This is a genomic window from Streptomyces sp. NPDC059851, from assembly GCF_042732005.1.
In the GTDB taxonomy this organism is placed as follows: domain Bacteria; phylum Actinomycetota; class Actinomycetes; order Streptomycetales; family Streptomycetaceae; genus Streptomyces.
On the sequence record NZ_JBHWJJ010000045.1, the window covers coordinates 21,273 to 45,737 of the forward strand.

Genomic DNA, 24,465 nt, shown 5'->3' on the forward strand with positions numbered 1-24,465 from the left:
CCGCCCCTAGCCTCGCCGCAGCATCGCGGACCAGGAACACGAACAGCACGAGCAACGAGCAACGAGGGGCGGTACCGGGTGAACTGGCTGATCCACGACTACCGCGAGAGCGATCTCGCCGCAGTCGTCCACCTGATCGACAGCACGGCAGGACTCGGACAGGAGTCCGTCTTCTCGCTGGCCGAATGCATCAGTGCCCTGACCGACCGGCAGCCCTGCGTCGTCGCCGTGCACCAGGGCGTCCCCATCGGGGCGGCCCTCGCCTGCGTCACCGGCGAGCGGGCCTGGGTCATGCGGATCGCGATCGCCGCCGGCTGGCGCGGCCGGGGACTGGCCAGCGCGCTCCTCGTCGAGTTGGAGCGGCGGCTCATAGCCGCCCGCGTGGGCCGCATCGCGTACGTCCTGCCCGAGGAGGACCTGCTCGGCGAGGGCTTGCTCAACGCCGGCTACACCCGGCAGCCCGCCGTCGCCTACTTCGAGAAGAGCGAGCCCCTCCACGGACCCGCCGCCGGCCTCCTCGCCGACCTCGGCGGCCGGTTCCTGCCGAACGGGCTGTGGGCCGGGGTCGCCGGCATGGAACGGGAGAAGGACCTCATCGAGCGGCGCGTCGTCCTCCCCCTCGCCGAGCCCGAGCGGGCCGCCGCGCACGGCGTGCGCCCGCCGCGGGCGATCGCCCTCTTCGGCCCGCCCGGCACCGGCAAGACCACCTTCGCCCGCGCCATCGCCTCCCGCCTCGGCTGGCCCTTCGTGGAACTCCTGCCCTCCCGGCTCGCCGACGAGGGCAACCTCGCCGCCGCGCTGCGCGACGCCTTCGCCCGGATCGCCGAGCTGGAGCGGGTGCTCGTCTTCATCGACGAGGTCGAGGAGATCGCCCCCGTCCGCACGGAACCCGCGCAGCCCGGCGGCGTCCACGGGGTCACCAACGAGCTGCTCAAGCTGATACCCGGATTCCGGGAGGGCGACGAGCGGCTGCTGGTGTGCGCCACCAACTCCGTCCGCTCGCTGGACCCGGCCTTCCTGCGGCCCGGCCGCTTCGACTACCTGATCCCGATCGGCACCCCGGACGCCGCCGCGCGCGCCGCGATCTGGTCCCGGTACACGGCGGGGCGCGCCGACGTCGACGTGGACGCACTCGTGGAGGCCAGCGAGCTGTTCACCCCGGCCGACATCGAACACGCGGCGCGGATCGCGGCGCAGGTTTCGTTCGAACGGGACCTGGAAGCGGTCGGCGTCGCGCACGGCGCGGCAGGGGGCCGGCCCGGCGCCACCACCGAGGACTACCTGGCGGCGGTCGCCCAGTGCCGGCCCACCGTCACCCCGGCCATGACGGGCGAGTTCGAGGCCGACATCACGGCCCACGCCCGCTTCTGACCGCCGCCCTCGGGCGGGCCAGGCCGGTCGGTTACGGTCTCGCCATGGCGTTCGTCCTCTTCATGACCCTGCCGGGGCTGGCCCTCCTCCTCACCGCCATGGCCTTCCTCGACCTGGTGCTGGTGCGCGCGGGCCGGGCCGGTCTGCTGCCCTGGCGGTGGAACGGCCGCCAGGGGCAGGTCTCCGCCACCGGCTTCGAGCAGTTGCACGCGTCGTTCTCGCCGGGCAAGCAGAACGAGCTGAAGGAGCGGCAGAGCGCCCTCGTGATGCGCGACGACGAGGAGGACGGCGCCCCGCCCCGCTCCCGCGTGGACCTCGACGCCGGCCGCGCCGTGATCCGCCCGGCCCCGCCCGCTCCCGGGTCGCGGGACCCGCGCGCAGAGGAGGCTTCAGCGGGGCCCGCTCGCCCTGGCGACGGCGCTCTCGCGGTCCCGACCTAGTGGTCGCAGCCGTAGGTGAACTGCGTGGTGGCCGTGCGCCGGGTGGGCGAGAGGATCTGGATCTCGGCCGTGGCCGGGTAGGTGCCCCGGCCCCGGAAGGTCCACAGCAGGTGGAGCCGCGCTTCGTCCCGGCCCCGGGGCACCTGTTCCGTGAGCTGCTCGGAGTGGGTTCCGTCGCTGCGGATCCACCGGTACGCGACCGTTCCCGGGCGCCCGTTGGTCCGTACGACGGCCACCACGTCGGCCGTGGCGCCGCAGCCGGGGCCCTCTCCGGTGGCGGTGCCCACCGCCAGGCCCCGGACCTCCAGCCCCGGTCCGAAGCGCTGCCAGGCCAGGTAGGCCAGCACGGCGAGCAGCACGGCTGCGGCCAGGGTGTAGCGGCGCCATTCGCGACGCCGCCGACGCGGCGGGACCACCACGGGGAACGGGGCCGGCACGGCCGCCGTCACCCCCGGCCCGAACCGCATCACCGAGCCATCGACCCGGTCCGGGGCGGCGTCCTGCGGCTGCGGCGGCCCGCTGAACCAGTGGCTGCCGAGGACCGTTGCGCTGTACTCGTCGTCGCTCATGCGGGGGAGCACCTCCTCACGACCAGGCTGTCGGTCGCGGGGCCCTGGCCGGCGGCGGGGGAGGTCGTGACCCGGACACCCCAGTAGCAGCCGCCGCCCTTGAAGGCGTGCGTCACCGGTGCGTCCGCAGCCAGCGCCATCAGCCCTGCCCCGCCTACCGTGTGGTCGTACTCCGTGGTGCCGTCCGGCTCGGAGAACGGCTCGTTGTCGTCGCCGGTGAACCACTGCACGGTGACCCTCACCTTGCCCGTGCCGGAGGCCTTGAGCGTGATGTCGGCCCGGCCGGTCTCGTCGTCGGTCTGCGCCAGGCTCACCCCGACCGCGTACACGACCGGGGCGGGAACCGGAGTGGGCGGCGAGGTCGGTGGTTTCGTCGGGGGAGTGGTCCGCGGCGGAGTGGTTCGTGGCGCCGGGACCGTCACCGAGCGGCTCGGGCCCGGACTCGTACTCGGCCTCGGGGAACGGGTCGCGGTCGGGGAAGCCGACGGCAGGAGCGAGGGCGAGGGCGACGGGGAGCCCGAGGCGGCGGGGGACGGGCCGGGCGAGCCGGAGGGGCTCGGAGCCGGTCCGTCGGATCCGGATCCGGAGGCCGAGGGTGCGGGGCTCGACGTGGCGAACGAGTTGACGGCGCGGGCGCCACCCGGCTCGCCCCCCGAGGCGCTGGCCGCCAGCCCGGCCACCACGCCCAACACCAGCGCCGCGCCCGCCGCGATCGTGCCCCGCCGCCCCGGGGCCCAGCCGGAGCCCGGCCCGAGCGAGGTCGTCGCCACCGCCGTGGTTCCCGAGGCCGGGCCGCCCGCGGAGGGGAACAGCAGGGGTAACAGCGCGGCCAGCGCCGCCAGCTTGCGCTGGCCGCGCTCCTCCCATTCCGGTCCGTACCCGGCCAGTGCCGCCCGCTCCAGCTCCGCGACGAACGCCTCGGCGTTCTCCGGGCGCTGCTCGGGGGCCTTGGCCATGCCCCGCCGGATCAGCGGGCGAACGGGCTCGGGTGCCTCGTCCTCCGGTACCGGCGCCTCGACGTGCTGGACCGCGAGCTCACCGAGGTTCTGCCCGGGGAACGGCTTGTGGCCCGTCAGGCACTCGAAGAAGGTGGCCGTCGCCGCGTACACGTCGGCCGCGGGAGTGGCCGGCCGGCCCTGCCACTGCTCGGGCGCCATGTACGCCGGGGTGCCGGCGACCCCGGGTGTGGTGTCGCGGCGCACCGCGATCCCGAAGTCCACCAGTTTGGACAGGCCGTCCGACGCGACCAGCACGTTCTCCGGCTTGTAGTCGCGGTGGACGACGCCCGCCCGGTGCGCCGCCGCCAGGCCCAGGAGGGAGCCCTTCAGCACGACGAGAGCGGCCTCGGGGTCGGTCTGCCCGGACTGCTTGAGCACGGCGCGCAGCGAGATCCCGTCGACGAGCTCCATCACGATCGCGGCGCCGCCGGGCGCCTCCACGTACTCGTAGAGCCGCAAGACGTACGGCGAGTCCAGCCCGCCGAGCAGCCGGGCCTCCGAGCGGAACTCGGCGACGAACGCCGGGTCCTGGCGCAGCCGGTCGGTGAGGTACTTCACGGCCACGGGCGTGCCGGTGGCCTCGTGGACGGCGAGGACCACCAGGCCGCTGGCGCCGGAGCCGAGTTCCCGGACGTGCACGTACCCGGGCACCGTCCAGCCGTTCGTCATCGCCTGTCCCCCGTCCGTCCGTTGCGTCGCCGTGCCCCGAGGCGCGGTCGCGGCGCGATCGGCCATCCCCAGGGACACGGTTTCCGCTCGGGCCGGTTCCCAATCCGGCCGGGGGCCTCAGGCTGCGGCCCGCTCCGCCCCGATCACGGCGTGGAGCCGGTCGGCGGCGGCCCGCCCGAACGCCGGGTCGTTGATGTGGGTGTCGTAGTCGCGGACGGTGGCGGGGCTGCCGCGCAGCCCCTCCCGCAGCGCCGAGAACAGGGCCCTGTCCGCGGCCGGATCGTGGTACGGGCCGCCCGGCGCTCCGAGGGTGGACAGGCCCTGGAGCGGGACGCAGACCTCGGTCGGGCCGGTTGCCGTGCGGAGCTTGGCCGCGATCCGGCGGCCGAGCTCCGCGCACTCCGCCTCGGTCGTCCGGATCACGGTGATGGACGGGTTGTGCACGCGGACCCGCCGGTAACGGGCCCGTTCGGGCAGGGAGTCCAGCGGCCCGAACTTGACCATGTCCAGCGCCCCGAGGCTGACCACCTGGGGAATCCCGGCCCGGCCCGCCGCGGTGAGGCGGTCGGGGCCGGCGGTCAGGACGCCGCCGCACAGGTCGTCCGCGATCTCGCTGAGCGTGAGGTCGAGGACGCCCGCGAAGACGCCCTGCCCGGCGAGGGTCTCCAGGGTGCGGCCCCCGGTGCCGCTGACGTGGAAGACCAGGACCTCGTAGCCGAGTTCGGTCAGCCGCTCGCGGGCCGCGTCCACGCCGGTCGTGGTCACGCCCGCCATGCTCGCCGCCACCAGCGGGCGCGATCCGGAGCCCACCCGGGCCGGGCGGCGCAGCTCCGGCCCGGCCCGGCCGGCCCGTTCGTGGGCCCGGGCCATGCCGGCGGCGGCCGCCACGGCGTTCGCCAGGATCGGCTCCGAGATGGTGTTGAGCCCGGCGATGTCCACCACGCTGTACATCATCGTGATGTCCGAGGATCCGACGTACGCGGACACGTCCCCGGACGCCATGGACGACACCATCACCTTCGGTACGCCCAGTGGCAGTGCGCGCATCGCCCGGGTGGCGATGGAGGTGCCGCCGCTGCCGCCGACGGCCAGCACGGCGTGCAGCCGGCCCTCGGCGTGCAGCCGTAACAGGGTCGCCTCCGCCCCTCTGGCCATCGTCGTCACGGCCGCGCCCCGGTCACCGCCCGCCCGCAGTTCCGCCAGGTCCGCCCCGGCCGCCCGGGCCACCTCGGCGCGCGCCACGTCGGCGGGCACGCGGGGCTCGCCCATGACGCCCGTGTCCACCATGACCACTTCGATGCCGGCGCGCCGCAGCCCCTCGCGCAGCCAGCCGTACTCGACACCCTTGGTGTCCAGGGTTCCCACCAGCACGACGTTCGTCATACGTGCAATGTCCGCTCGGGTGGGGTTTGTTGGCAAGCCAAGGTCAAGTCAACCTTCCAGTAACTCCGACAGCCGTTCCAGGAAGACCACTTGAGAGGCGATCAGCTTGACCCGTGCCTCCTCCGGCGCGAACCAGGCCACCCGGTCCAGCTCCGGGAACTCCTGCACCCGGCCCGAGTGCGGAGGCCACTCCATCGTGAAGGTCCCGGGCACCATCAGAGCCGGATCGAGGTCCGCGCGCACGGCCCAGATCACCACCTGCTTCCCGCCGGGCATCCGGGCCTCGCCCAACGGCAGGTACGGACCATCCGGCGGGGGCAGCCCGATCTCCTCGGTGAACTCCCGCCGGGCCGCGGCCAGCGGGGTCTCGTCCTCCTCGTACTCCCCCTTGGGGATCGCCCAACCACCGTCGTCCCGGTGCGCCCAGTACGGGCCGCCCATGTGCCCGAGGAGCACCTCGACCCCCGCCCCGGGATCTGCGGGGCCGGCCGCCCCGCGGAACAGGAGCAGGCCGGCGCTTCGCTTGTTCTTCATGGCCGGATGCATGCCCAGCCGGACGGCCGGTCGCACGGTCCGCACACCAGTGCCCGTCCGTCACCGCCCGTCCGTCACCGCTCCTGCGTCGGCGGCCGTACGTCGGCGGCCGTACCTCAGTGGTCGTGCGGGCCTTCCCGGTGCACCGGGCCGTGGGCGTCCGCGCAGTGCGGGTCGGTCCGGTCCTCGCCAGCGCCGCCGACCGTGAGCAGGGCCTCCTGCACGTGGTCCACCTGGAGGGTGGTGTGCGTGATCGCGTACTCCTTCGCCAGCAGCCGCTCCAGGTCCCGGCGCACCGCGTGGCAGTCCCCGGCCGGCTCGACGAGGACGTGTGCCGACAGCGCCGCCTGGCCCGAAGTGATGGTCCATATGTGCAGGTCGTGGACCTCGGTGACCGGGGGGTGCCCGACCAGCCGGTCGCCGACCGCGTCAGGGTCGAGGTGCGCCGGGGCCGCCTCCAGGAAGATCCGGCCGGACTCGCGGACCAACCCGTAGCCGGCCTTCACCATCAGCACCACCACCACGAGCGTGGCGATCGCGTCGGCCTGTACGAAGCCGGTGGTCAGCACGATCAGACCGGAGACGGCGGTACCGATGAAGGCGAACAGGTCGTTCAGGATGTGCTGGTAGGCCCCCTCGACGGCGAGCGAGGAGCGGTTCGCCCGGGAGATGCACCAGGCCGCCGCGATGTTCACGACGATGCCCGCGAGTGCCGTGACCAGGACCAGCCCGCCCGCCACCGGCGGCGGGTCGATCAGCCGCTGGACGGCCTCGTACGCCAGCCAGACCGCGAGCAGCAGCAGGGTGAGCCCGTTGGCCTGGGCGGAGAGTATCTCCGCCCGCTTGAGGCCGAAGGTGTACCCGCCACGGGCCGGACGGGCCGCGAGCCGCATCGCGATCAGCGCGAGGACGATCGAGACCGCGTCGGTCAGCATGTGCGCGGCGTCGGAGATCAGGGCCAGCGACTGCGCGATGATGCCGATGACCACCTCGATCGCCATGAACGCGCCGATCAGGCCGAGCGCGATCGCCAGCCAGCGCCGGTCGGCGTCCGCGGACACGCCGTGGCCGTGTCCGGCGTGACCGTGACCGTGACCGTGGCCGTGCTCGTGAACTGCGTCGTGGTCGTGGGCGTGGTCGGTGCCCTGGCCCCGCCCCGCGAGATCGTGATCGTGGTCGTACACGCCCATGGCGTCCCCCGTCCGTTCGGTTCCGACGCGTGAAGTGAAGCGCACTGTGAAGCAATGGGCAAAGGCTGCAACGGGGACCGTTGTCATTACCCATAAGACCCCAGCTGACCTGCGGTTATGCCGCCAGGTGCGGGCCGTGTCAAAATCGGCTCATGGTCCAGCGCCCCGGTGTGCCGACCGCGCCCGAGCTCCTCCTGGAAACCGACACGGGCTCCACCACGATGAGCCCCGGCCGGACCTACCACGTCGGCCGCGACCCGCTGTGCGAGGTCTGGCTGCAGGACGCCCGCGTCTCCTGGCACCACGCGGTCCTGCGCACCGAAGGCGACCACTGGACCGTCGAGGACGAGAACAGCACCAACGGCACCTGGGCGGACGGCCACCGCATCCACGAGCGGAGCATCGGCGCCGGCAGCGAACTCCGCTTCGGCAACGCCCAGGACGGCCCCCGCGTCCGCCTCCTCGGCCGCACCCCGGCCGCCCGTCAAGCCCGGCCCGCGACGCCACCCCCGCCCCCCGCACACACCGCCCGGCGGCCCGACTCCGTCGCCGATCCGTCGCTGACCAGCACCTTCCGCGAACCCACCAGCATCCACCCGCTACCCCCGCGCGCGGTCGTCCGCATCGGCCGCGACCACGACAACGACCTCGTCATCCAGGACCTGATCGTCTCGCGCAGGCACGCCGAACTACGCTCCCGCACCGACGGCACCCAAGAGATCGCCGACCTCGGCAGCCACAACGGCACCTTCCTCAACGGCGCCCGCATCACCGTCGCCGCCGTCGCCGAAGGCGACATCATCGGCATCGGCCACACCGCGCTCTGCCTCGTCGGCGACCGGCTCCAGGAGTACGTCGACACCGGCGAGGTCTCCCTCGACGTCCAGGACCTCGCCGTCGCCGTCGACCACGGCCGCAAGACCCTCCTCGACGACGTCTCCTTCCCCGTCGGCGCCCGCTGCCTGCTCGCCGTCGTCGGACCCAGCGGCGCCGGCAAGTCCACCCTCCTCGGCGCCCTCACCGGCCTGCGCCCCGCCGACCGGGGTACCGTCCTCTACGACGGCCGCGACCTCTACCGCGCCTACGCCGAACTGCGCAGCCGCATCGGCCTCGTCCCCCAGGACGACATCCTGCACACCCAGCTCACCGTCCGCCGCGCCCTCACCTACGCCGCCGGACTGCGCTTCCCGCAGGACACCGCCCCGGCCGAACGCCAGGCCCGCGTCGGCGAGGTCATCGACGAACTCGGCCTGCAACAGCGCGCCGACCAGCCCATCCACAGCCTCTCCGGCGGCCAGCGCAAACGCGTTTCCGTCGCCCTGGAACTACTGACCAAGCCCTCGCTGCTCTTCCTCGACGAACCCACTTCCGGCCTCGACCCCGGGATGGACCGCTCGGTGATGCACATGCTGCGCGGTCTCGCCGACGACGGCCGCACCGTCATCGTCGTCACGCACAGCGTGCTCAGCCTCGACGTCTGCGACCGGCTGCTCGTCCTCGCTCCGGGCGGACGCATCGCCTACTACGGGCCCCCGCAGGACGCCCTAGGCTTCTTCGGCTGCGATGCATGGCCGGAGGCCTTCGACGCGTTCGAGACACAGCACGGTCGGGACTGGGCGGGCGAGTACCGGGCCTCCGCGCACTACCGCCGCTACGTCCACAGCCCCGCCCACCGGCCCGACGCCGGCGGATACCGGGCCGAGGCGCCGTCGGACTTCGCCGCCGCCCCGCCCAAGGCCCAGAGCTGGGGCGCCCAGCTGTCCATCCTGATGCGCCGCTACGCCGCCGCGCTCAGCGCCGACCGCACCTTCCTCATCATCATGATCGCGCTGCCGTTCGTGATGGGCGCCATGACCCGCGCCCTGGCCGGCAGCTCCCTCACCCGGGAGACCGCGATCAACGCCCTGCTGATCCTCTGCGTCGGGGGCGTCCTCACCGGCGCCGCCAACGCCGTACGCGAACTCGTCAAGGAGCGCGTCATCTACCAGCGCGAACGGGCCGTCGGCCTGTCCAGATCCGCCTACCTGATGTCCAAGGTGGTGGTGCTCGGCGCCATCACCGCCGCCCAGGCCGTCGTCCTGACCCTCGTCGGGCTGTACGGCGTCGACACCAACGCCCCCGGCGGCCGAGGGGTCCTGCTGCCGCCGCTCGCCGAGATCACCCTGGCCGTCGCCCTGCTGTCCATCACCGCGATGGTGCTCGGCCTGCTGGTCTCCGCCCTGGTCAGGAAGGAGGAGGTCACCATGCCGCTGCTGGTCCTCCTCGCCATCGTCCAGGTCGTCTTCTGCGGAGCCCTGCTCCAATTGGACGGCGTCCCCGTGATCGGCCAACTCGCCTGGCTCGTCCCCTCGCGCTGGGCCCTCGGGGCCATGGCCGGCACCATCGACCTCGGCGCGCTCGTCCCCGGCGACCTCACCGACGACCCGCTCTTCGCACACAGCGCCGGCGTGTGGCTGCTCGACGTCGGCATGCTGGCCGCCCTGTCCGTCCTGTTCGGCGTCGTGGTCGCACGGCTGCTGCGCCGCCACGAGCCCGCCATCATGCGGAAGTAGCGGCGGACGCCATGACCTACCCCGGCCCCGAGGACTACGGCACCGTCACCGGCTTCCGGCCCACCCACGTGGTGCCCCAGGACGGCATGCCCGCCTGGGAGACGCCCGACGTCTCCCGGCCCACCGCGTCCCTGGACGCCTTCCTCCCCGTACAGCTGCTCTCCCGACGCGGCGAGTGGGGAGAGGTCCTCTGCGCCAACGGCTGGTCCGCCTGGGTGGACGGCCGGCTGCTGGTCTCCGTACCGCAGCCGCCACCGACCGGCGGACAGCCGAGGGCACGCACCGACGACCCGCGCCCGCTGATCGCGCGCAGCGCGGGCGTCCTGGACCGCTACCGGCGCGCGGTCGAGGAGCTGGCCGCCGGACGGCTGGACGGCGAGGCGTTCCGCAGCGGGACGAAGGGGCTGCGGGCCGGGGTGGTCGTCGACGGCGAGTCCGTCTGGCTGTACGACGAGCCCACCGGGCACTGGATGTACGGGGACGGTGCCCGCCTGTCGACGTACGCGGCCACCGGCGAACCGGACGCGGCTGCGGCTGCCGGTGCCGCTGCCGGTCCGGGCGGTGGGGGCGGCGCCGGGGCCGGACGGGGCGGCGGGCGGGAGGGCGCTGCAGCCGAGGCGGCCGGGGGCGGAGCCCCCCGCGATCCCGACCTCGACCCGACCCGGGTCATCCCCCCGGCTGACGGCGAGTCCTGACGGCCAGCCTGACGGCGGCCGGCCTGACGGCCGGGGGCCGGGGAGGGGCGGGCCTCCCGGCGGTCACGGGCCCGTGGCCGCGGGCTGCGGTTCGACGAGGCCGCGGCGGTGGACCGGGCGGGCCAGCAGGCCCCCGACGAACCCCGCGAGCGCCCCCCAGAGCAGCGCGAGCCCGACGTTCCGCCACAGCACCGCCTGCAGTTCCACCGTGCCGCCGAGCCCGGACACGTCGCCGAGGCCCAGCAGGGACATGCCGAACCGGGCCTGCATCGGGACCAGCAGGCACACCACCAGGACGGCGAGCCCGAGGGCTGCGCCCAGGTGCAGGGCGTGCTGCCGGGGGCGGACGTGGGCGGGGGAGCGTACGGCGGTCAGGAACCCCGTACCGAGCAGCAGGACGGCGGCGGCCGGGACCAGCCACCACACCCACGCCTCGTGTTCGGCGAGCGCGGCCACGTCGACCGCGGCGGTGTCCGCCCCGGAATCCGACCCGGACGCGCGCAGCACCGTGTCCAGCACCTGCGGGACGGGCAGGCCGAACGGCCCCTCGACCTTGCCGTCCCAGGCCCCGCCGAAGCCCAGGGTGAACGCGAGCCAGGCGACGTTCGGCAGGCCGAGCAACATCACGGCGAAGGTCCGGTCGGCGTGGCCGCGCGTTGCGGCCACGACCAGGCCGACCACGGCCCCCAGGGCGACGCACGCGAGGAGCAGGGCGACGGTGGCGAAGGCGGCGGGCCGCACCGCCGTGTGGAAGCGGACGAGGCCCGCCGGGAGCGGTGCCCGACGCGAGACCAGCAGGGCGATCAGCAACAGGCCCAGGATCCACAGCAGCCCGAAGAAGAGGGTCGCGGGCACAGCGGCCCGGAAGCCGACGGTGGGTGCGGCGTCGAAGAGCTCGGCGAGGTCCCCGATCGGTGAATCGCCCGTGGAGACGGCGAAGGTCTGCCGGGCCAGGAGCGCGGTGCCGGTGAGGGCCAGCAGCCACAGCAGGACCAGCGGAACGGCGTGGGCGAGGAGTTCGCGCGGCCGGGCCACCGCCCGGTTGTGCAGGGGGTGCAGGAAGAGCGAGCCGACCGTGAGCGCCCCGGCCAGGCTCACCGAGAGGGGGAGTACGGTCAGGCTCGCGTCGGCGTCGGCAAGGAAGCCCGCCCCGCCGGTCACCTGGACGGAACCGCCCGCCGCCAGCACCACCACGGCCGCCGCGACGTGCGGGAACGCACCGCCGGGCAGCTCCCCGGCACCCGCACACGCCAGGCCGGCGGCGGACACCGCGGCCATCACCGCGAACCCCGCCACGACCGCGACGAGGGCGTCGCGCCAAGCCCGCAGGGGACCCCGGGTCGTACGGCTCACACCGCCACCGTAGGCAGCCCCGGCTTGCGGCCACCACCGGGAGGCCGCACACAATGGTCCGCAGGAGTGACTTACATCCAGAGATGTCCTGATGAAGTAGGAGAAAGCGGAACACCGACCCGGGGGTCGTGTCCACGTCCCCTCCGTCTGGGACAGGGAACGCCCGTGACCACAAAGCCTTCCGGCACACCGCCGTCAGAGCGCCCCACAGGACCTCCCGCAGGCCCGCTCGCGGACCCGCGGAGCCGCGAGGGCCCGCCGACCGTGATCGACACCCCCGCCGGAACCGGAGCCGGCGGGACCGGCGGTGGCGGACGGGGCGGCGGCGGGCCCTGGGGCGGTTCGGGGGGCGGTGCCGGCGGTGGTGGCTCCGGCGGGGGTGAACCGCCCCCGCCCCCGACGGGCCGTGGCGGCCCCCCGGGGCCGTGGTGGCGCTCCATACCCCGGCTCGTCACCGCCGCGGTGGCGGTCGCCGCCGTCGTGGCGCTCGCCGTGGTGCTGACCCGCCCGACCGGCACGCCCGAGGCGGGCGGCGAGTTGTTCCTGGAATCCACCGCGGCGCAGGGCCAGGACCCGTACACCGCGTCCACGGTCACCGAGCCCGCGCCGCCGGCCGCGACCTCGCCCCCGCCTCCACCCCCGGCGACCATCACCGGGCCCATCACCGCGCGGGCCGTCACCGGTGCGACCCCGACCCTGTACGGCGGCACCCGCAACGTCGCCAGCTGCGACATCGAGAAGCAGGTCCGGCTGCTGTCCGCCGAGCCGGACAAGAACCGGGCGTTCGCCGAGGCCCTGGGCATCCAGCCGGCGGCCGTGCCCGGCTACCTGCGCTCGCTCACCTCGGTGACCCTGCGCAACGACACCCGGGTCACCAACCACGGCTACCGGGAGGGCCGCCCGGCCCCCTACCAGGCCGTGCTCCAGGCCGGGACGGCCGTACTCGTGGACGGCCACGGCGTGCCCCGGGTCCGCTGCGCCTGCGGCAACCCGCTGGGCGAGCCGGTGCCGCTGCGGGCCGGTTCGACGAGGCAGGGGTCGCCGTGGGCCTCGTACCAGCCGCAGAACGTGGTGGTGGTGCAGCCGACGATCAAGGTCATCAGCAAGATCACCATCTACGACCAGCGCACCGGGCGCTGGTACGAGCGGGGACCCGGCGACCCGAGGGGGCCCCGGAAGGACCGGGACCGGCCGATTCCGCCGCCGCCCCTGCCCCCCACGCCCCCCGCGCTACCGGAGACCCCCACGAGCCCTCGGACCCGTGTGCCGACCGGCACCCCGACCGGCACCCCCACCCCGACCGGAACGCGTACCGGAACCCCGACCGGCACCCCCACCGGAACCCCGACGGGAACCCGCACCGGGACGGCCACCCCGACCGAGACCCGCACGCCCGGGGAGACCCGTAAGGGCACCACCACCCCGGAGGAAACCGGAAGCCCCGCAGGCACCGCCTCCCCGCCCGCTCTTCCCTCCCCGCCCGGACCGACCTCGGTGGCTCCCACTCCGCCGGTCTTGCCCCCCGTTCCCCCGGTGGCCCCCTCCCCGCCGCCGGTGGCTCCCTCCCCGCCGCCGGTGGCTCCCTCCCCGCCGCCCCCGCCGCCCCCGGTGGCCCCGCCCCCGCCGCGTCCGGTCGCTCCCACCCCGCCGGTCCTGCCACCCGTTCCCCCGGTGGCTCCGTCCCCGGCGGCAACGGCTCCGTGACCGGCGACGGCGAGCGACGAGGACGACCGGCAGCGGTGAGCGGCAACTTGCGGCCGGCGGAGCACCCCGGCGCCCCCTGCCTGCACCGGTGCGCCCGTGCCTCCACCGGTGCGCCCGCCGACCGCGTTCAGTCCCCCGCCGACGGCGGCCCGGCCGGTCCCGCACCCCGCTCGACCGACGCCGCCACGTCCGACAGGTCCTTCATCACGGCCTTGGCCACGGCTCTCGTTCCCAACCGGTTAAGCAGCCGCATGAACGGGCCCGGCCGCTTCCCGCTCGCTGTCGGGGCCGCCGAGAACGTCATCCGCACCGCCGTCCGCCCGGGGGACCGCTCGGTGAGCCGGAACTCCGACACGTAGTGCACGCCCGAGCCGTCGGCTTCGGCGACGTACCGTTCCGGTGCGACGCACGCCGTCACGTACATCTCCTCCGTGGCCTTCTTGCCGAACATCCGCCTGGTCTCGCGCCAGCGCGTGCCCACCCGGAACGGCCCGGGAGTGAGCACCTCGACCGCGTCCACGCCCGACACCACGTCCGGCATCGACTCCAGGTCCGTCAGTGCCTGCCACACCCGTTCGACGGAGGCCGCCATCTCACGCTCCACCACAACCCGTGGCCCGTTCATATCCGGATTGTCCCGCCCGTGCCGCCCCCGCGCTCGACACCGATTGGTGAGACCCTGGCAACATGGCCGAAAGGGGAACGAGCCCCGAGGTCGACTGGCCCGCGCAACCGGACATGAGCCTCGCGCTCAACCACATGGGCACCTTCGACTGGGACCTCGACAGCGGGCGGATGTACCTGGACTCCACCGCCCTCGGAGTGCTCGACCTGCGCCCCGACGAGTTCAGCGGCACACCCGCCGGACTCCGCCGGCGGATGGCACCGTCCGAGGAGGCACGGCTCGACGCCCGCGTGGCCCAGGCCCTCAAGGACGGGCGCAGCCACTACGGGGCGTACGTACGCATCCGCCGGCGCGACGGGTCCCGGGCCTGGGCGCACATCCAGGGCCACATCCTGCGGAACCAGTCCGGCCGCCCGTACCGGATCATCGGGATCCTCCGCGACGCCGCCCACGACCCCGGCGACCCCGGCGCCGGCGGGGAGCGGGCCGAGGGCCGGCGCCGGATGACGGGCGTCGTCGAGCGCACCACCGCCATCCTGGCCCACGCCCGCACCGTCCACGACGTCACCGACGTCCTGAAGGACCCCGAGGCCCTCGGCCACCTCGGCGCCGTCAGCGTGATGCTCGGCATCGTCGACGGGGGCCGCATCCACCTGGTCGCCGAGGGGCGACTGGGCACGTACGTGCCGCAGATCGAGTACACCCGCATCGATGCGCAGTTCCCGATGAGCGAGGCCGTACGGAACCTCCAGCCGGTCTTCATCGGCTCGCGCGAGGAGTTCCGCGTCCGCTACCCCCAGCTGTGGCAGTACATCGAACCGCTGACCGTGCACAGCGGGGTCTACCTTCCGCTCATCGCCCAGGGACGGGCCATCGGCGCACTCGGCCTGTTGTACGAGCGGGACGGCGACTTCACCGACGAGGAGCGCAACGTGCTCGTCGCCCTGGGCAGCGGCATCGCGCAGAGCCTCCAGCGCGCCATCCTTTTCGAGCAGGAGCACGACCTCGCGGAGGGCCTCCAGCGGGCCATGCTGCCGCGCCGGATCCCCGACGTGCCCGGCACGCGGATCGCCGTGCGCTACCGGGCCGCGCGGGCCGGGCGGGAGATCGGCGGCGACTGGTACGACGTGGTCCCGCTCGGCGACAGCCGCGTCGGCGTGATGATCGGAGACGTCGAGGGGCACGACACGGACGCGGCCGTGATCATGGGCCAGCTGCGGATCGTCCTGAGGGCCTACGCCGCCGAGGGCCACACCCCCGGGACGGCCATGGCCCGCGCCTCCGCCTTCCTGCGGGACCTCGCCACCGACCGCCTCGCCGCCTGCACGTACGCCGAGATGGACCTCAGCACCGGCATGCTGCAACTGGTCCGCGCCGGCCACCACGACCCGATGGTGCGGCGCGGCGACGGCACCTGCCACCCGGTCCCGGTGGCCGGCGGGGCCCCGCTCGGACTCGCGCCGAACCCGTCGCCCCCGGCGTCGCCGTCGCCCGGCAACGGCGGTACGGGCTACCCCGTCACCAGCATCGAGCTGCACCCCGGCGACACCCTCGTGCTGTGCACGGACGGCCTGCTGGTGCAGCCCGGCACGAAGGACCGCGAGGAGGGGATGCGCGCCCTCATGGCGGCGGTCTGCGCCGGGCCGGTCGACGTGGAGGAACTCGCCGACGCCCTGTGCGACCTGGGCGGTGACCAGGGCGGCCGGGACGACATGGCCCTGCTCCTGCTCCGCCGCCGCGGCACCCCCACCCCGCGCGGCGGCGGCCCCCTGCGGCTGCGGCTCGCCCCCGGCGACCCCGAGGCACCGGCGACGGCCCGCCACCTGATCCGGGCGGCCGTGGCCGCGTGGGGGGCGAAGGAGCTCATGGACGAGATCGTGCTGGCGGCTGACGAACTGATGACCAACGCCCTCGTCCACACGGACGGCGGCGGCCACGTCAGCCTCCGCATGACCGCGGAGGGCCGGATCCGCGTCGAGGTCGAGGACTCCAGCAGCGCCCTGCCGCACCGCCGGGAGGCGGGCGACTGGGAGGTCTCGGGCCGCGGCCTGCTGCTGGTCGAACGTCTGGCCCGGGAGTGGGGCGTGGAGCCGCGGGGCGGCGGCAAATGCGTGTGGTGCGAGTTCGCCCCCCAGGAGACCCCGGCGGCACCGTAACCGCGGACGGGCCCGCCGGCTCCGAGGCGCCCGCCGGCCCCGGGGCGCCCGGCGGCACCCCGGGCCGGGGGCACCGCTCCGGGGGAGCGCCCGCGGTCGCGGTGCCGCGCCCCGGCCGCGTACCCGTGGGCCCGGATCTTGCCGCGGGGCCGGCTCCGCACCGGGAGAAAACCGGATGAACCCCGGGCGTACCGCCACGTAGCGTTGCGCCCCATGGAACCGTTGACCGAGAAGCAGATCCGTTCGTCCTTCGTGAACTGCACCAAGGGCGAGGCCGCCCGGCTGAAGCTGCCGCCGGACTTCTCCGAACTCCCGTGGGAGGACCTCGACTTCCTCGGCTGGATCGATCCGGGCGCCCCGCTGCGCGCCCACCTCGTACGCCCCGCGGGCGACGGGTCCGCCGTCGGCATCAGCCTGCGCGTCCCGGGCACGAACCGCACCAGCGCCCTGAAGTCCAGCGTCTGCCAGATATGTCTGACCGGGCACGCGGCCTCCGGCGTCTCCCTGCTCGTAGCCCCGCTCGCCGGCCCGCGGGGCCGCGAGGGCAACAGCGTCGGCTTCTACATCTGCGCCGACCTCGCCTGCTCCCTCTACATGCGGGGCCGGCGGGAGCCGAAGCTGCGGGGCCGGCGGTACGAGGAGACGCTGACGCTGGAGGAGCGCGTCGGCCGGGCCATGGACAACCTCGACGCCCTCACCGCGAAGGTCACCGGCTGAGGGCCCTCACAGCCGGACGAGCGTCACCTCGGTGGCCTTCACGCTCGTCCACACCGAAGACCCGTCGGCCAGGCCCAGTTCGGCGGCCGCCTCGGGGGTGATCTCCGCGACGAGGTCCGGCACGTCGACCGAGCCCACCAGCACGCGCAGCCGGCTGCCGACCGAGGTGATCTCCCGCACGGTGCCGGGCCACACGTTGCGGGGACTGCCGCCCGGCCGGTCGCGGTGCACGGACACCGCCTCCGGGCCGATGATCGCGAGGGCCTCGGCGCCCTCCGGCAGCGTCTCGGCCACCACCAGCCGACCCCCGGAGGGCAGGGCGAGCCCCTCGGCGGAGGCGGTGCCCGGCCAGGCGTTGCGGCCCAGCATCCTGGCCACCCACGGGGACCGCGGATGGCGGGTCACTTCGGCGGGCGGTGCTTCCTGCAGGGCTCTGCCGTCGGCGAGGACGAGCACCCGGTCGGCCAGCGACACCGCCTCGACCGGATCGTGCGTGACGATCAGGCAGACCCCGCCGAAGCCCGCCAGGTGGGTGCGCAGCATGTGCCGGACGTGGGCCCGGGTCGCCTGGTCCAGGGAGGCCAGCGGTTCGTCGAGCAGCAGGAGGCGCGGCCGGGCGGCGAGTGCCCGGGCCAGGGCGACCCGCTGGGCCTGGCCGCCGGAGAGCTGGCCGGGCTTGCGGTGGGCGAGGTGGCCGACGCCGAGCCGGTCCAGCCACTGCTGGGCCGCGCGGCGGGCCTCGGCCCGCGGCACCCGGCGCGCCCGCAGCCCGTACGCCGTGTTGGCCAGCGCGCTGAGGTGCGGGAAGAGGGCGCCGTCCTGCGGGACCCAGGCCACCTGCCGCCGGTGCGGGGGCAGCGCCGTGACGTCGGCGTCGCCGAGGCGGAGCTCGGCGCGGGCGCGCGGGGTCAAGCCGAGCAGGGCGCGCAGCAGGGTCGTCTTGCCGGCGCCGTTCTCGCCGACGACGGCGATGGTGGTGCCGGGCGGGGCGTCGAGGGTGAGCCGGGTGAAGCCGGTGACCGCGGCGTGCAGGGGCCAGCGGCCCCCGTCGGACGGGCCGCCCCCGGCACCCCCGGGCGTGTCCGGGGCCGTGACGGGCCGGGCCGACGACGAAGGCGGGGCGGCCACGGGGGCCGGCGAAGGCGAGGCCGAAGGGGCCGGTGAGGCCTCCTCGGCCGGCGTCGGCCGGGCCACGGCGGCCTCGCGGGCGACGGCCGGGGTGCCGGTCCAGCGGCCGCGCAGGGCGATCAGCACGGCCATGGCGATCGCGAGGAGCAGGAGGGAGACGGAGGTAGCGGCCTCCGGGCTGTCCTGGAGCAGCAGGTAGACCTGCAGGGGCAGGGTCTGGGTGGTGCCGGGCAGGTTCCCCGCGAAGGTGATGGTCGCGCCGAACTCGCCCAGCGCCCGCGCCCAGGTGAGCGCGGCGCCGGCCACGAGGCCGGGGCCGACCATGGGCAGGGTCACGCTGAAGAACACGCGCACCGGTGCGGCACCGAGCGAGGCGGCGGTGTCCTCGTAGCTCTGCTTCAGACCGCCGAGCGCGCCCTCCAGGCTGATGACGAGGAACGGCATCGCCACGAAGGTCGCTGCGAGGACGGCACCGGAGGTGTGGAACGGCAGGGTGATCCCGAAGCTGTCCTCCAGCCACGGCCCGAGCAGCCCGCGCCGCCCGAAGCCCAGCAGCAGCGCCACACCGCCGACCGTCGGTGGGAGCACCATCGGCAGCAGCACCAGCGAGCGGACGAAGGCCTTGCCCTTGAACTCGACGCGGGCCAGCAGCCAGGCGAGGGGCACCCCGAGGAGCAGCGAGAGGCCGAGGGCCCAGAACGACACGACGAGCGAGAGTCGCAGTGCCTCGACCACACCGGGGCTGGTGAGGTGCGTGCCGAGGTCGCTCCACTCGGTGCGGGTGAGGATCCCGACGAGCGGGAGCAGCAGGAAGGCGACGGCGACCAGCGCGGGTAGCGCCAGGGCGGCGGGTGGCCGGGTGCGGGTGCGGGTGCCGGCGCGGGTGCTGGTGGGGTGTCTGCTCATGCGGGTTCCTGGCTGAAGCGTACGGGGACGGGGGCGCGGGCCGCCCCGAACGGCGGCCGGGGCGGCGGTGAGCCGGGCGGGGAGCACCGGGGCGGCGGAGCCGGTTGCAGCACGTGTGTGGGGCACCGCCCGTCCCCCCGGTCTAGGCCGGTGCCCAGCGATCCCGGCCGGCGGCGCGTCCGGCGCCCGGTGCCGTGCCGGCTCAGGGCTTCTGGAAGCCCGCGTCCTGCAGGATCTTCTGGGCTTCCGGGCCGCTCAGCCAGGCGACGAAGGCGGCCGCGGCCCCTGCGTTCCCGGACTGCTTGAGGGTGGCGGCAGGGTACGAGGCCACGGCGTTCTGCTCGTCCGGGATCTCGACGGCCTCCACCTTGTCGGCGGACTTGGCGGAGTCGGTCTTGTAGACCAGGCCGGCGTCGGCCTCACCGAGCTCGACCTTGCTCAGCACGGCGCGGACGTTCGGCTCCTGGGAGACCGGCTTCACCGCGATCTTCTGGGCGTCGAGGATCTGCTTGCTGTAGCGGCCGACCGGCACCTCGGGCGCGGCGAGCACGACCTTGATCTTGGTGTCGGCGAGGTCCTTGAGTGCGGCGATCTTGAACGGGTTGCCCTTGCCGGTCGCGATGACCAGGCGGTTCTTGGCGATGATCGACGGCTCACCGGTCTCGCCCTTCAGGCCGTCCATGGTCTTCGTGTCGGCGGTCACGAGCGCGTCGGCCGGGGAGCCCTGCTTGACCTGGGCGGCGAGTTCCTGGGAGCCCGCGAAAGAAAACGTGATCTTCGTGCCGGGGTGGGCCTTCTCGTACGCGGCACCCGCGGTCTTGAACACGTCGGTCAGGGAGGACGCGGCGAGGACGGTGAGGCGCGCGGCCTTCGGTGCGGCGCCGGAGGAGGCGGAGGCGGAGGCGCCCGCGCCGGATCCGCCGTCGGCGGCCTGCTGGTCGCTGCTGCCGCAGGCCGACAGGGCGGGGACGAGCAGGGCCGCGGCGAATGCCGCGGCCAGGGCGCCGCGGCGGTTCACGGGGAGGGACATGGATGGTGCTCCTCGGTCGGGTCGGTGGCCGGACGGCGGCCGGCTGCACGGAATGGCGACCCGCGCCGGTGACGGCGGAGCGGGCGGTGGTGAAGTACGCGAGGGGGCGGGACGGGTGACGGCGGCGTCGCGTGGGGGAACGGGCGGCGGGCGGCGAGGGGCGGCAGGTCAGCCGCGGTCGACGTGCACGCCGGTCGACTTCACGCGGGCGGTGGCCCGCATGCCGACCTCCAGCCCGAGCTCCTCGACGGACTCGCGGGTGAGTACGGAGACCAGCCGGTGCGGGCCCGCCTGGATCTCGACCCGGGCGGATACGTCGCCGAGCGTCAGGGCGGTGACGATGCCCGGGAAGGCGTTGCGGGCCGAGGTGCGCGGCTCGTCGTCCTCGGTGTGGGCGCCCCGGCCGACCTCGACGGAGAAGGCGGCCAGGTCACGGCCGACGATCAGCCGTCGCCCTGCCTCGTCGCGATGGGTCGCGACCCTGCCGGCGTCGGCCCAGCGGCGGACGGTGTCCGGGCTGACGCCCAGCAGAGGTGCCGCCCGGCCGATGGTGTAGGACTGCATGTGCGACAAGGTAGGGGCACTCGCCGGGCATTTGCAATTCTCTTCGGATGATCTCCATCGCAGATGCCTTTTCGATTGGCTGTTCCGCCAAAATGTACTCCGCTGCCGGGCCCACAGATCGCTAGAGTCGGGGCATGGCAGCTGAAACAACCGAAACGGGAACCGCACGGGTGGACGCCTGGATCTGGTCGGTCCGCCTGACCAAGACCCGCTCGATCGCGGCGACGGCCTGCCGTGCGGGGCACGTGAAGGTCAACGGGGAACGCGCGAAGCCGGCCCAGTCGGTGAAGGCGGGCGACGAAGTGCGGCTGTTCCATGCGGGGCGCGAGCGCGTCGTGGTGGTCAAGCGGCTGGTGACGAAGCGGGTGGGCGCGCCGGTGGCCGCCGAGTGCTTCGTCGACAACAGCCCGCCGGCTCCGACCGCCGTCGAGGCGGCCGCCGTCGGCATCCGGGACCGCGGCACGGGCCGCCCGACGAAGCGCGACCGCCGCGAATTCGACCTCCTCCGCGGCCGCTAGCGAAGCCGCAGCCACCGGCCGGGGTGGCCCGCAGTACGCGGGTCCGTCCCCGTGCCGTGGGCGCCCGGCGCCCTCAGGTCTTGCGGTACGCGTAGGCCTCTGCCGCGGCCAGGGCGACGGCGTCCAGCGGAGCGCCGGCAGAGGCCGCGACCACCGCCGCCACCGCCCCCTCCACGAACGGCGCGTCCACCAGCCGCGCCCCCGCCGGCAGTTCTCCCTCGGCCAGCAGCGCCTTCACCGTGAGCACCGCGCTGCCCAGGTCCGCGAGCACCGCGACCCCCGCCCCGCGGTCCACCTCCCGTACGGCCGCCGCGATCCGGTCCGCGCTCGTGCCGAGCCCGCCGTCCGCAGTGCCGCCGGCCGCGGCGACGGGGGCCACCGGTCCGCCTGCGGCCAGGCCCGCCGCCAGCTCCGCCACGGACTCCGCGACCCGGGCGCTGTGCGACACCAGCACGATGCCCACCGTCCCCGCGGTCACCCGGCCACCTCCGCGAGGGCCCCCAGGAGCAGTGCGGACGAGGTCGCCCCGGGGTCCTGGTGGCCGATGCTCCGCTCGCCGAGGTAGCGGGCCCTGCCCTTGCGGGCCAGCATCGGGACCGTGGCCCGTGCGCCGTCCTGCGCTGCGTCCCCGCCCGCCCGGTACGAGGTGCTCAGCGCCGCCACCCCCGGTACCAGTGCGTCCAGCATCGTCTTGTCCCCCGGCGCCGAGCCGCCCAGCTGCGCCACCGCGCCCACGCCCGCGTACAGCGCTTCGCGCACGGCGTCGTCGGATACCTCGGCGGCCTCCCCGAGCTCCTTGCCCGTCCGCCGCAGCAGCGTCCCGTACAGAGGGCCCGAGGCCCCGCCGACCGTGGAGATCAGGGTCCGGCCGGCCAGTTGGAGCACCGCCCCGGGCGTCCCCGGCTCCTCCGCCTCCAGGGCTTCCCGTACGGCGGTGAACCCGCGCAGCATGTTGGCTCCGTGGTCGGCGTCCCCGATGGGGGAGTCCAGCTCGGTCAGCCGGTCCGCTTCCTGCTCCACCGCCGCCGCGGTGGCTTCCATCCAGCGCCGGAAGAAGTCTGCGTCACGCAACCCGGTTCTCCTCGCCTCGACTTGCCGCATACATCACACACCACACACCACACGCTCATACCCCGCACCCCGTACCCCCCCTCGGGCCCGGCCACCCCGCGGTCAGCGGCCCCAACGCAGGGCTGCGGTCTGCACGGGCGCGTCCCACAGCCGCAGCAGCTCCTCGTCCGCCCGGCACAGCGTCACCGAACACCCGGCCATGTCCAGGGAAGTGACGTAGTTCCCGACCAGCGCCCGTGCCACCGGCACTCCCCGCTCCGCCAGCACCGCGGCCACCTCCGCGTGGAACCCGTACAGCTCCAGCAGTGGTGTCGCCCCCATCCCGTTGACGAGGGCGAGCACCGGCCCGTCGGCCGGCCCCGCCTCCGCCGGCTCCGCCAGTACGGCGTCCACCGCGAGCCGCGCGATCTCCCGCGCCGGCACCATCGGCCGCCGTTCACGGCCGGGCTCGCCGTGGATGCCGATCCCCAACTCCAGCTCCCCCTCCGGGAGGTCGAACGTCGGGCTGCCCTTCGCGGGTGTCGTGCACGCGCTGAGCGCGACCCCGAAGCTCCGCGAGGACCCGGCCACCCGTCGGGCGATCGCCGCGACGCGCTCCAGTGGGGCGCCCTCCTCCGCGGCCGCCCCGGCGATCTTCTCGACGAACAGGGTGGCCCCGGTGCCCCGCCGCTCCGCCGGGCTGCCGGCGACGGCGACGTCGTCGTTCACCAGGACCCGTTCGATCCGCAGGCCCTCCTCCTCGGCGAGCTCGGCGGCCATCTCGAAGTTCAGCACGTCCCCGGTGTAGTTCTTGACGACGAACAGCACTCCCTGCCCGGCGTCCACCGCCGCTGCGGCCCGCAGCATCTGGTCGGGCACCGGCGAGGTGAACACCTCCCCGGGGCAGGCCGCCGACAGCATTCCGTGCCCGACGAACCCGCCGTGCAGCGGCTCGTGCCCCGAGCCCCCGCCGGACACCAGCCCCACCCGGCCCCCCTCGCGCGCATCGCGCCGCAGGACGATCCGCCGCTCCACGTCCACGTCCAGCTCGGGATGGGCGGCCGCCATCCCGCGCAGGGCATCGGCGACGACGGTCTCGGGACTGTTGATCAGCATCCTCATGGCGTCTCCCCGGGTCAGGAGGGGCGGACTCCGCCACTCCGACGGATCCGGAGCGAGCCTATGCGCCCGGCCCGCCCAACGTCACCGAACGGGCACCATGAGTGAGGCCACGTCCTCGCACCGTTCACATCCCGTGATCGAGCGTATGTTCGAGTGACGCGTTACGCTGGCCCCATGCGCACGAACCAGGGCCTCCCCGCGTTCCAGGGCTCCCTCTTCGACCAGGGGGGCGAGATCGGCCTGGGTCCCCTCAGGGGCTTGGAGCGCACCCCGCTCGGGGCCGGGGCGTGGGTCGACCACCTGCCCGGCTGGCTCTCCGGCGCCGACGCCCTCTTCGAGCGGCTCGCGACGAGCGTGCCCTGGCGGGCCGAGCGCCGGCAGATGTACGAGCGGGAGGTGGACGTACCGCGCCTGCTCGCCTTCTATGAGGAGGGCGAGACCCTCCCGGAACCGGTGCTCGACGAGGCCCGTGACGTCCTGACCCGGCACTACGCCGCCGAACTGGGCGAGCCCTTCGCCACCGCCGGGCTGTGCCTCTACCGCGACGGCCGGGACAGCGTCGCCTGGCACGGCGACCGCATAGGCCGCTCCGCCACCGAGGACACCATGGTCGCGATCGTCTCCGTCGGCGACCCCCGCGATCTGGCGTTCCGGCCGCGCGGCGGCGGTCCCACGCTCCTCCGGCTGCCGCTCGGACACGGCGACCTCGTCGTGATGGGCGGCTCCTGCCAGCGGACGATGGAGCACGCCGTTCCCAAGTCCACCCGGGCGGTGGGCCCCCGCATCAGCATCCAGTACCGCCCGCGGGGCGTGCGCTGAGAGGCCACGGAAGTCACGGGCGGCCCGGAAGCCCTGGATCCGGTGGGGGTCGGCCGCCTCAGAAGCCCCACACGTCCGGTTCGGTGATGCCCGCGAAGAGGTGCTCCCAGGCCTCCCCGCCGGCGGTGTCGGTGTCCAGCGCGCCCGGTTGGAGGGCCTGGACCTCGCGTGCGAAGTCGGCGCGCGCGTCCTCGGCGGGGTGCGGGCTCCAGAACGCCCCCGCCAACCGGGCCTGGGTGAACACCTCGCGGCCGACGCCGCCCACGGTGTCGGGCAGGTCCGGCGGAAGGTCGGGGCAGGCCGCCAGGGGGGCGGCGGGGGAGGAGAACAGCGCTTCAAGATCGTCATGAGGCATGGGACATCGTGCCACCG

General features: G+C 74.6%; 23 protein-coding genes and 1 pseudogene. 10 read left to right on the plus strand and 14 right to left on the minus strand.

Annotated elements, in window-relative coordinates; genetic code table 11:
* Positions 1–78 precede the first annotated feature (78 nt).
* Together ACFV7Q_RS17945 and ACFV7Q_RS17950 are read left to right on the plus strand one after the other, a co-directional pair.
* Entirely contained in the window at positions 79–1,371 is a 1,293-nt protein-coding gene (locus tag ACFV7Q_RS17945) for an ATP-binding protein (protein WP_385429396.1), read from the plus strand.
* Positions 1,372–1,415: 44 nt separating this feature from the next.
* A pseudogene (locus ACFV7Q_RS17950) lies at positions 1,416–1,712 on the plus strand (DUF6191 domain-containing protein); the annotation flags it as partial.
* A 95-nt stretch (positions 1,713–1,807) separates the two neighbouring features.
* On the opposite strand, the gene ACFV7Q_RS17955 reads toward ACFV7Q_RS17950, so the two are convergent.
* The 5 genes from ACFV7Q_RS17955 to ACFV7Q_RS17975 all read right to left on the minus strand — a co-directional run bounded on the left by ACFV7Q_RS17955 (position 1,808) and on the right by ACFV7Q_RS17975 (position 7,025).
* The gene (locus ACFV7Q_RS17955; protein ID WP_385429397.1) at positions 1,808–2,380 is read right to left on the minus strand and encodes a hypothetical protein; all 573 of its coding nucleotides are present in this window, start codon (positions 2,378–2,380) and stop codon (positions 1,808–1,810) included.
* Positions 2,377–4,047 carry a protein kinase gene (locus ACFV7Q_RS17960; RefSeq protein WP_385429398.1) on the minus strand — a complete coding sequence of 557 codons (1,671 nt, stop codon included), beginning with the start codon at positions 4,045–4,047 and terminating at the stop codon, positions 2,377–2,379. The genes ACFV7Q_RS17955 and ACFV7Q_RS17960 overlap by 4 nt, the downstream gene beginning before the upstream one ends.
* A gap of 117 nt (positions 4,048–4,164) precedes the next feature.
* Positions 4,165–5,430 (minus strand): Tm-1-like ATP-binding domain-containing protein, encoded by a 1,266-nt coding sequence (locus tag ACFV7Q_RS17965; protein WP_385429400.1) that lies wholly within the window; start codon positions 5,428–5,430, stop codon positions 4,165–4,167.
* Between the two features lie 48 nt (positions 5,431–5,478).
* Complete coding sequence (locus ACFV7Q_RS17970; protein WP_385429402.1) at positions 5,479–5,964, minus strand: NUDIX domain-containing protein; 486 nt, start codon at positions 5,962–5,964, stop codon at positions 5,479–5,481.
* Positions 5,965–6,080: 116 nt separating this feature from the next.
* Positions 6,081–7,025 (minus strand): cation diffusion facilitator family transporter, encoded by a 945-nt coding sequence (locus tag ACFV7Q_RS17975; RefSeq protein WP_385429403.1) that lies wholly within the window; start codon positions 7,023–7,025, stop codon positions 6,081–6,083.
* An 18-nt stretch (positions 7,026–7,043) separates the two neighbouring features.
* Here ACFV7Q_RS17975 and ACFV7Q_RS17980 point away from each other — a divergent pair, with 18 nt between their 5' ends.
* From ACFV7Q_RS17980 to ACFV7Q_RS17990, 3 genes are all read left to right on the plus strand, one after another.
* On the plus strand, positions 7,044–7,187 hold the full coding sequence (locus tag ACFV7Q_RS17980) for a hypothetical protein (RefSeq protein WP_385429405.1): 144 nt from the start codon (positions 7,044–7,046) through the stop codon (positions 7,185–7,187).
* 119 nt (positions 7,188–7,306) lie between these two features.
* Positions 7,307–9,706 carry an FHA domain-containing protein gene (locus ACFV7Q_RS17985; RefSeq protein ID WP_385429406.1) on the plus strand — a complete coding sequence of 800 codons (2,400 nt, stop codon included), beginning with the start codon at positions 7,307–7,309 and terminating at the stop codon, positions 9,704–9,706.
* A gap of 11 nt (positions 9,707–9,717) precedes the next feature.
* A complete protein-coding gene (locus ACFV7Q_RS17990; RefSeq protein ID WP_385429407.1) occupies positions 9,718–10,401 on the plus strand; it encodes a hypothetical protein in 684 nt (227 codons plus the stop codon).
* Between the two features lie 63 nt (positions 10,402–10,464).
* On the opposite strand, the gene ACFV7Q_RS17995 is transcribed toward ACFV7Q_RS17990, so the two are convergent.
* Positions 10,465–11,754 carry a streptophobe family protein gene (locus ACFV7Q_RS17995; protein ID WP_385429409.1) on the minus strand — a complete coding sequence of 430 codons (1,290 nt, stop codon included), beginning with the start codon at positions 11,752–11,754 and terminating at the stop codon, positions 10,465–10,467.
* 264 nt (positions 11,755–12,018) lie between these two features.
* On the opposite strand from ACFV7Q_RS17995, the gene ACFV7Q_RS18000 reads away from it, so the two are divergent.
* Positions 12,019–13,458: a DUF6777 domain-containing protein gene (locus ACFV7Q_RS18000; RefSeq protein ID WP_385429411.1), complete on the plus strand. Its 1,440-nt coding sequence runs from the start codon at positions 12,019–12,021 to the stop codon at positions 13,456–13,458.
* Between the two features lie 127 nt (positions 13,459–13,585).
* Here the strand turns inward: ACFV7Q_RS18000 and ACFV7Q_RS18005 are convergent, their stop codons facing one another.
* The gene (locus tag ACFV7Q_RS18005; protein WP_385429413.1) at positions 13,586–14,083 is read right to left on the minus strand and encodes an SRPBCC family protein; all 498 of its coding nucleotides are present in this window, start codon (positions 14,081–14,083) and stop codon (positions 13,586–13,588) included.
* 62 nt (positions 14,084–14,145) lie between these two features.
* Between ACFV7Q_RS18005 and ACFV7Q_RS18010 the strand changes: the two genes are divergently transcribed.
* Together ACFV7Q_RS18010 and ACFV7Q_RS18015 are read left to right on the plus strand one after the other, a co-directional pair.
* On the plus strand, positions 14,146–16,239 hold the full coding sequence (locus tag ACFV7Q_RS18010) for a SpoIIE family protein phosphatase (RefSeq protein WP_385429414.1): 2,094 nt from the start codon (positions 14,146–14,148) through the stop codon (positions 16,237–16,239).
* 213 nt (positions 16,240–16,452) lie between these two features.
* Entirely contained in the window at positions 16,453–16,956 is a 504-nt protein-coding gene (locus ACFV7Q_RS18015; protein ID WP_385429416.1) for an FBP domain-containing protein, read from the plus strand.
* 6 nt (positions 16,957–16,962) lie between these two features.
* On the opposite strand, the gene ACFV7Q_RS18020 is transcribed toward ACFV7Q_RS18015, so the two are convergent.
* The 3 genes from ACFV7Q_RS18020 to ACFV7Q_RS18030 all read right to left on the minus strand — a co-directional run bounded on the left by ACFV7Q_RS18020 (position 16,963) and on the right by ACFV7Q_RS18030 (position 20,584).
* Positions 16,963–18,990 carry an ABC transporter permease gene (locus ACFV7Q_RS18020; protein WP_385429417.1) on the minus strand — a complete coding sequence of 676 codons (2,028 nt, stop codon included), beginning with the start codon at positions 18,988–18,990 and terminating at the stop codon, positions 16,963–16,965.
* Positions 18,991–19,192: 202 nt separating this feature from the next.
* The gene (modA, locus tag ACFV7Q_RS18025; protein ID WP_385429419.1) at positions 19,193–20,020 is read right to left on the minus strand and encodes a molybdate ABC transporter substrate-binding protein; all 828 of its coding nucleotides are present in this window, start codon (positions 20,018–20,020) and stop codon (positions 19,193–19,195) included.
* A gap of 168 nt (positions 20,021–20,188) precedes the next feature.
* Positions 20,189–20,584: a molybdopterin-binding protein gene (locus ACFV7Q_RS18030; protein ID WP_385429421.1), complete on the minus strand. Its 396-nt coding sequence runs from the start codon at positions 20,582–20,584 to the stop codon at positions 20,189–20,191.
* Positions 20,585–20,718: 134 nt separating this feature from the next.
* Between ACFV7Q_RS18030 and ACFV7Q_RS18035 the strand changes: the two genes are divergently transcribed.
* Positions 20,719–21,102 carry an RNA-binding S4 domain-containing protein gene (locus ACFV7Q_RS18035; RefSeq protein WP_385429423.1) on the plus strand — a complete coding sequence of 128 codons (384 nt, stop codon included), beginning with the start codon at positions 20,719–20,721 and terminating at the stop codon, positions 21,100–21,102.
* A gap of 73 nt (positions 21,103–21,175) precedes the next feature.
* On the opposite strand, the gene ACFV7Q_RS18040 is transcribed toward ACFV7Q_RS18035, so the two are convergent.
* From ACFV7Q_RS18040 to dhaK, 3 genes are all read right to left on the minus strand, one after another.
* Positions 21,176–21,580 (minus strand): PTS fructose transporter subunit IIA, encoded by a 405-nt coding sequence (locus ACFV7Q_RS18040; protein ID WP_385429425.1) that lies wholly within the window; start codon positions 21,578–21,580, stop codon positions 21,176–21,178.
* Positions 21,577–22,173, minus strand: a complete 597-nt coding sequence (gene dhaL / locus ACFV7Q_RS18045; RefSeq protein WP_385429427.1) for a dihydroxyacetone kinase subunit DhaL — start codon at positions 22,171–22,173, stop codon at positions 21,577–21,579. The genes ACFV7Q_RS18040 and dhaL overlap by 4 nt, the downstream gene beginning before the upstream one ends.
* A 102-nt stretch (positions 22,174–22,275) precedes the next feature.
* Entirely contained in the window at positions 22,276–23,274 is a 999-nt protein-coding gene (gene dhaK, locus ACFV7Q_RS18050) for a dihydroxyacetone kinase subunit DhaK (protein ID WP_385429429.1), read from the minus strand.
* Positions 23,275–23,448: 174 nt separating this feature from the next.
* Between dhaK and ACFV7Q_RS18055 the strand changes: the two genes are divergently transcribed.
* Positions 23,449–24,093: an alpha-ketoglutarate-dependent dioxygenase AlkB gene (locus ACFV7Q_RS18055; RefSeq protein WP_385429430.1), complete on the plus strand. Its 645-nt coding sequence runs from the start codon at positions 23,449–23,451 to the stop codon at positions 24,091–24,093.
* A 58-nt stretch (positions 24,094–24,151) separates the two neighbouring features.
* On the opposite strand, the gene ACFV7Q_RS18060 is transcribed toward ACFV7Q_RS18055, so the two are convergent.
* Positions 24,152–24,448 (minus strand): hypothetical protein, encoded by a 297-nt coding sequence (locus ACFV7Q_RS18060; protein ID WP_385429432.1) that lies wholly within the window; start codon positions 24,446–24,448, stop codon positions 24,152–24,154.
* Between the last annotated feature and the right edge of the window lie 17 nt (positions 24,449–24,465).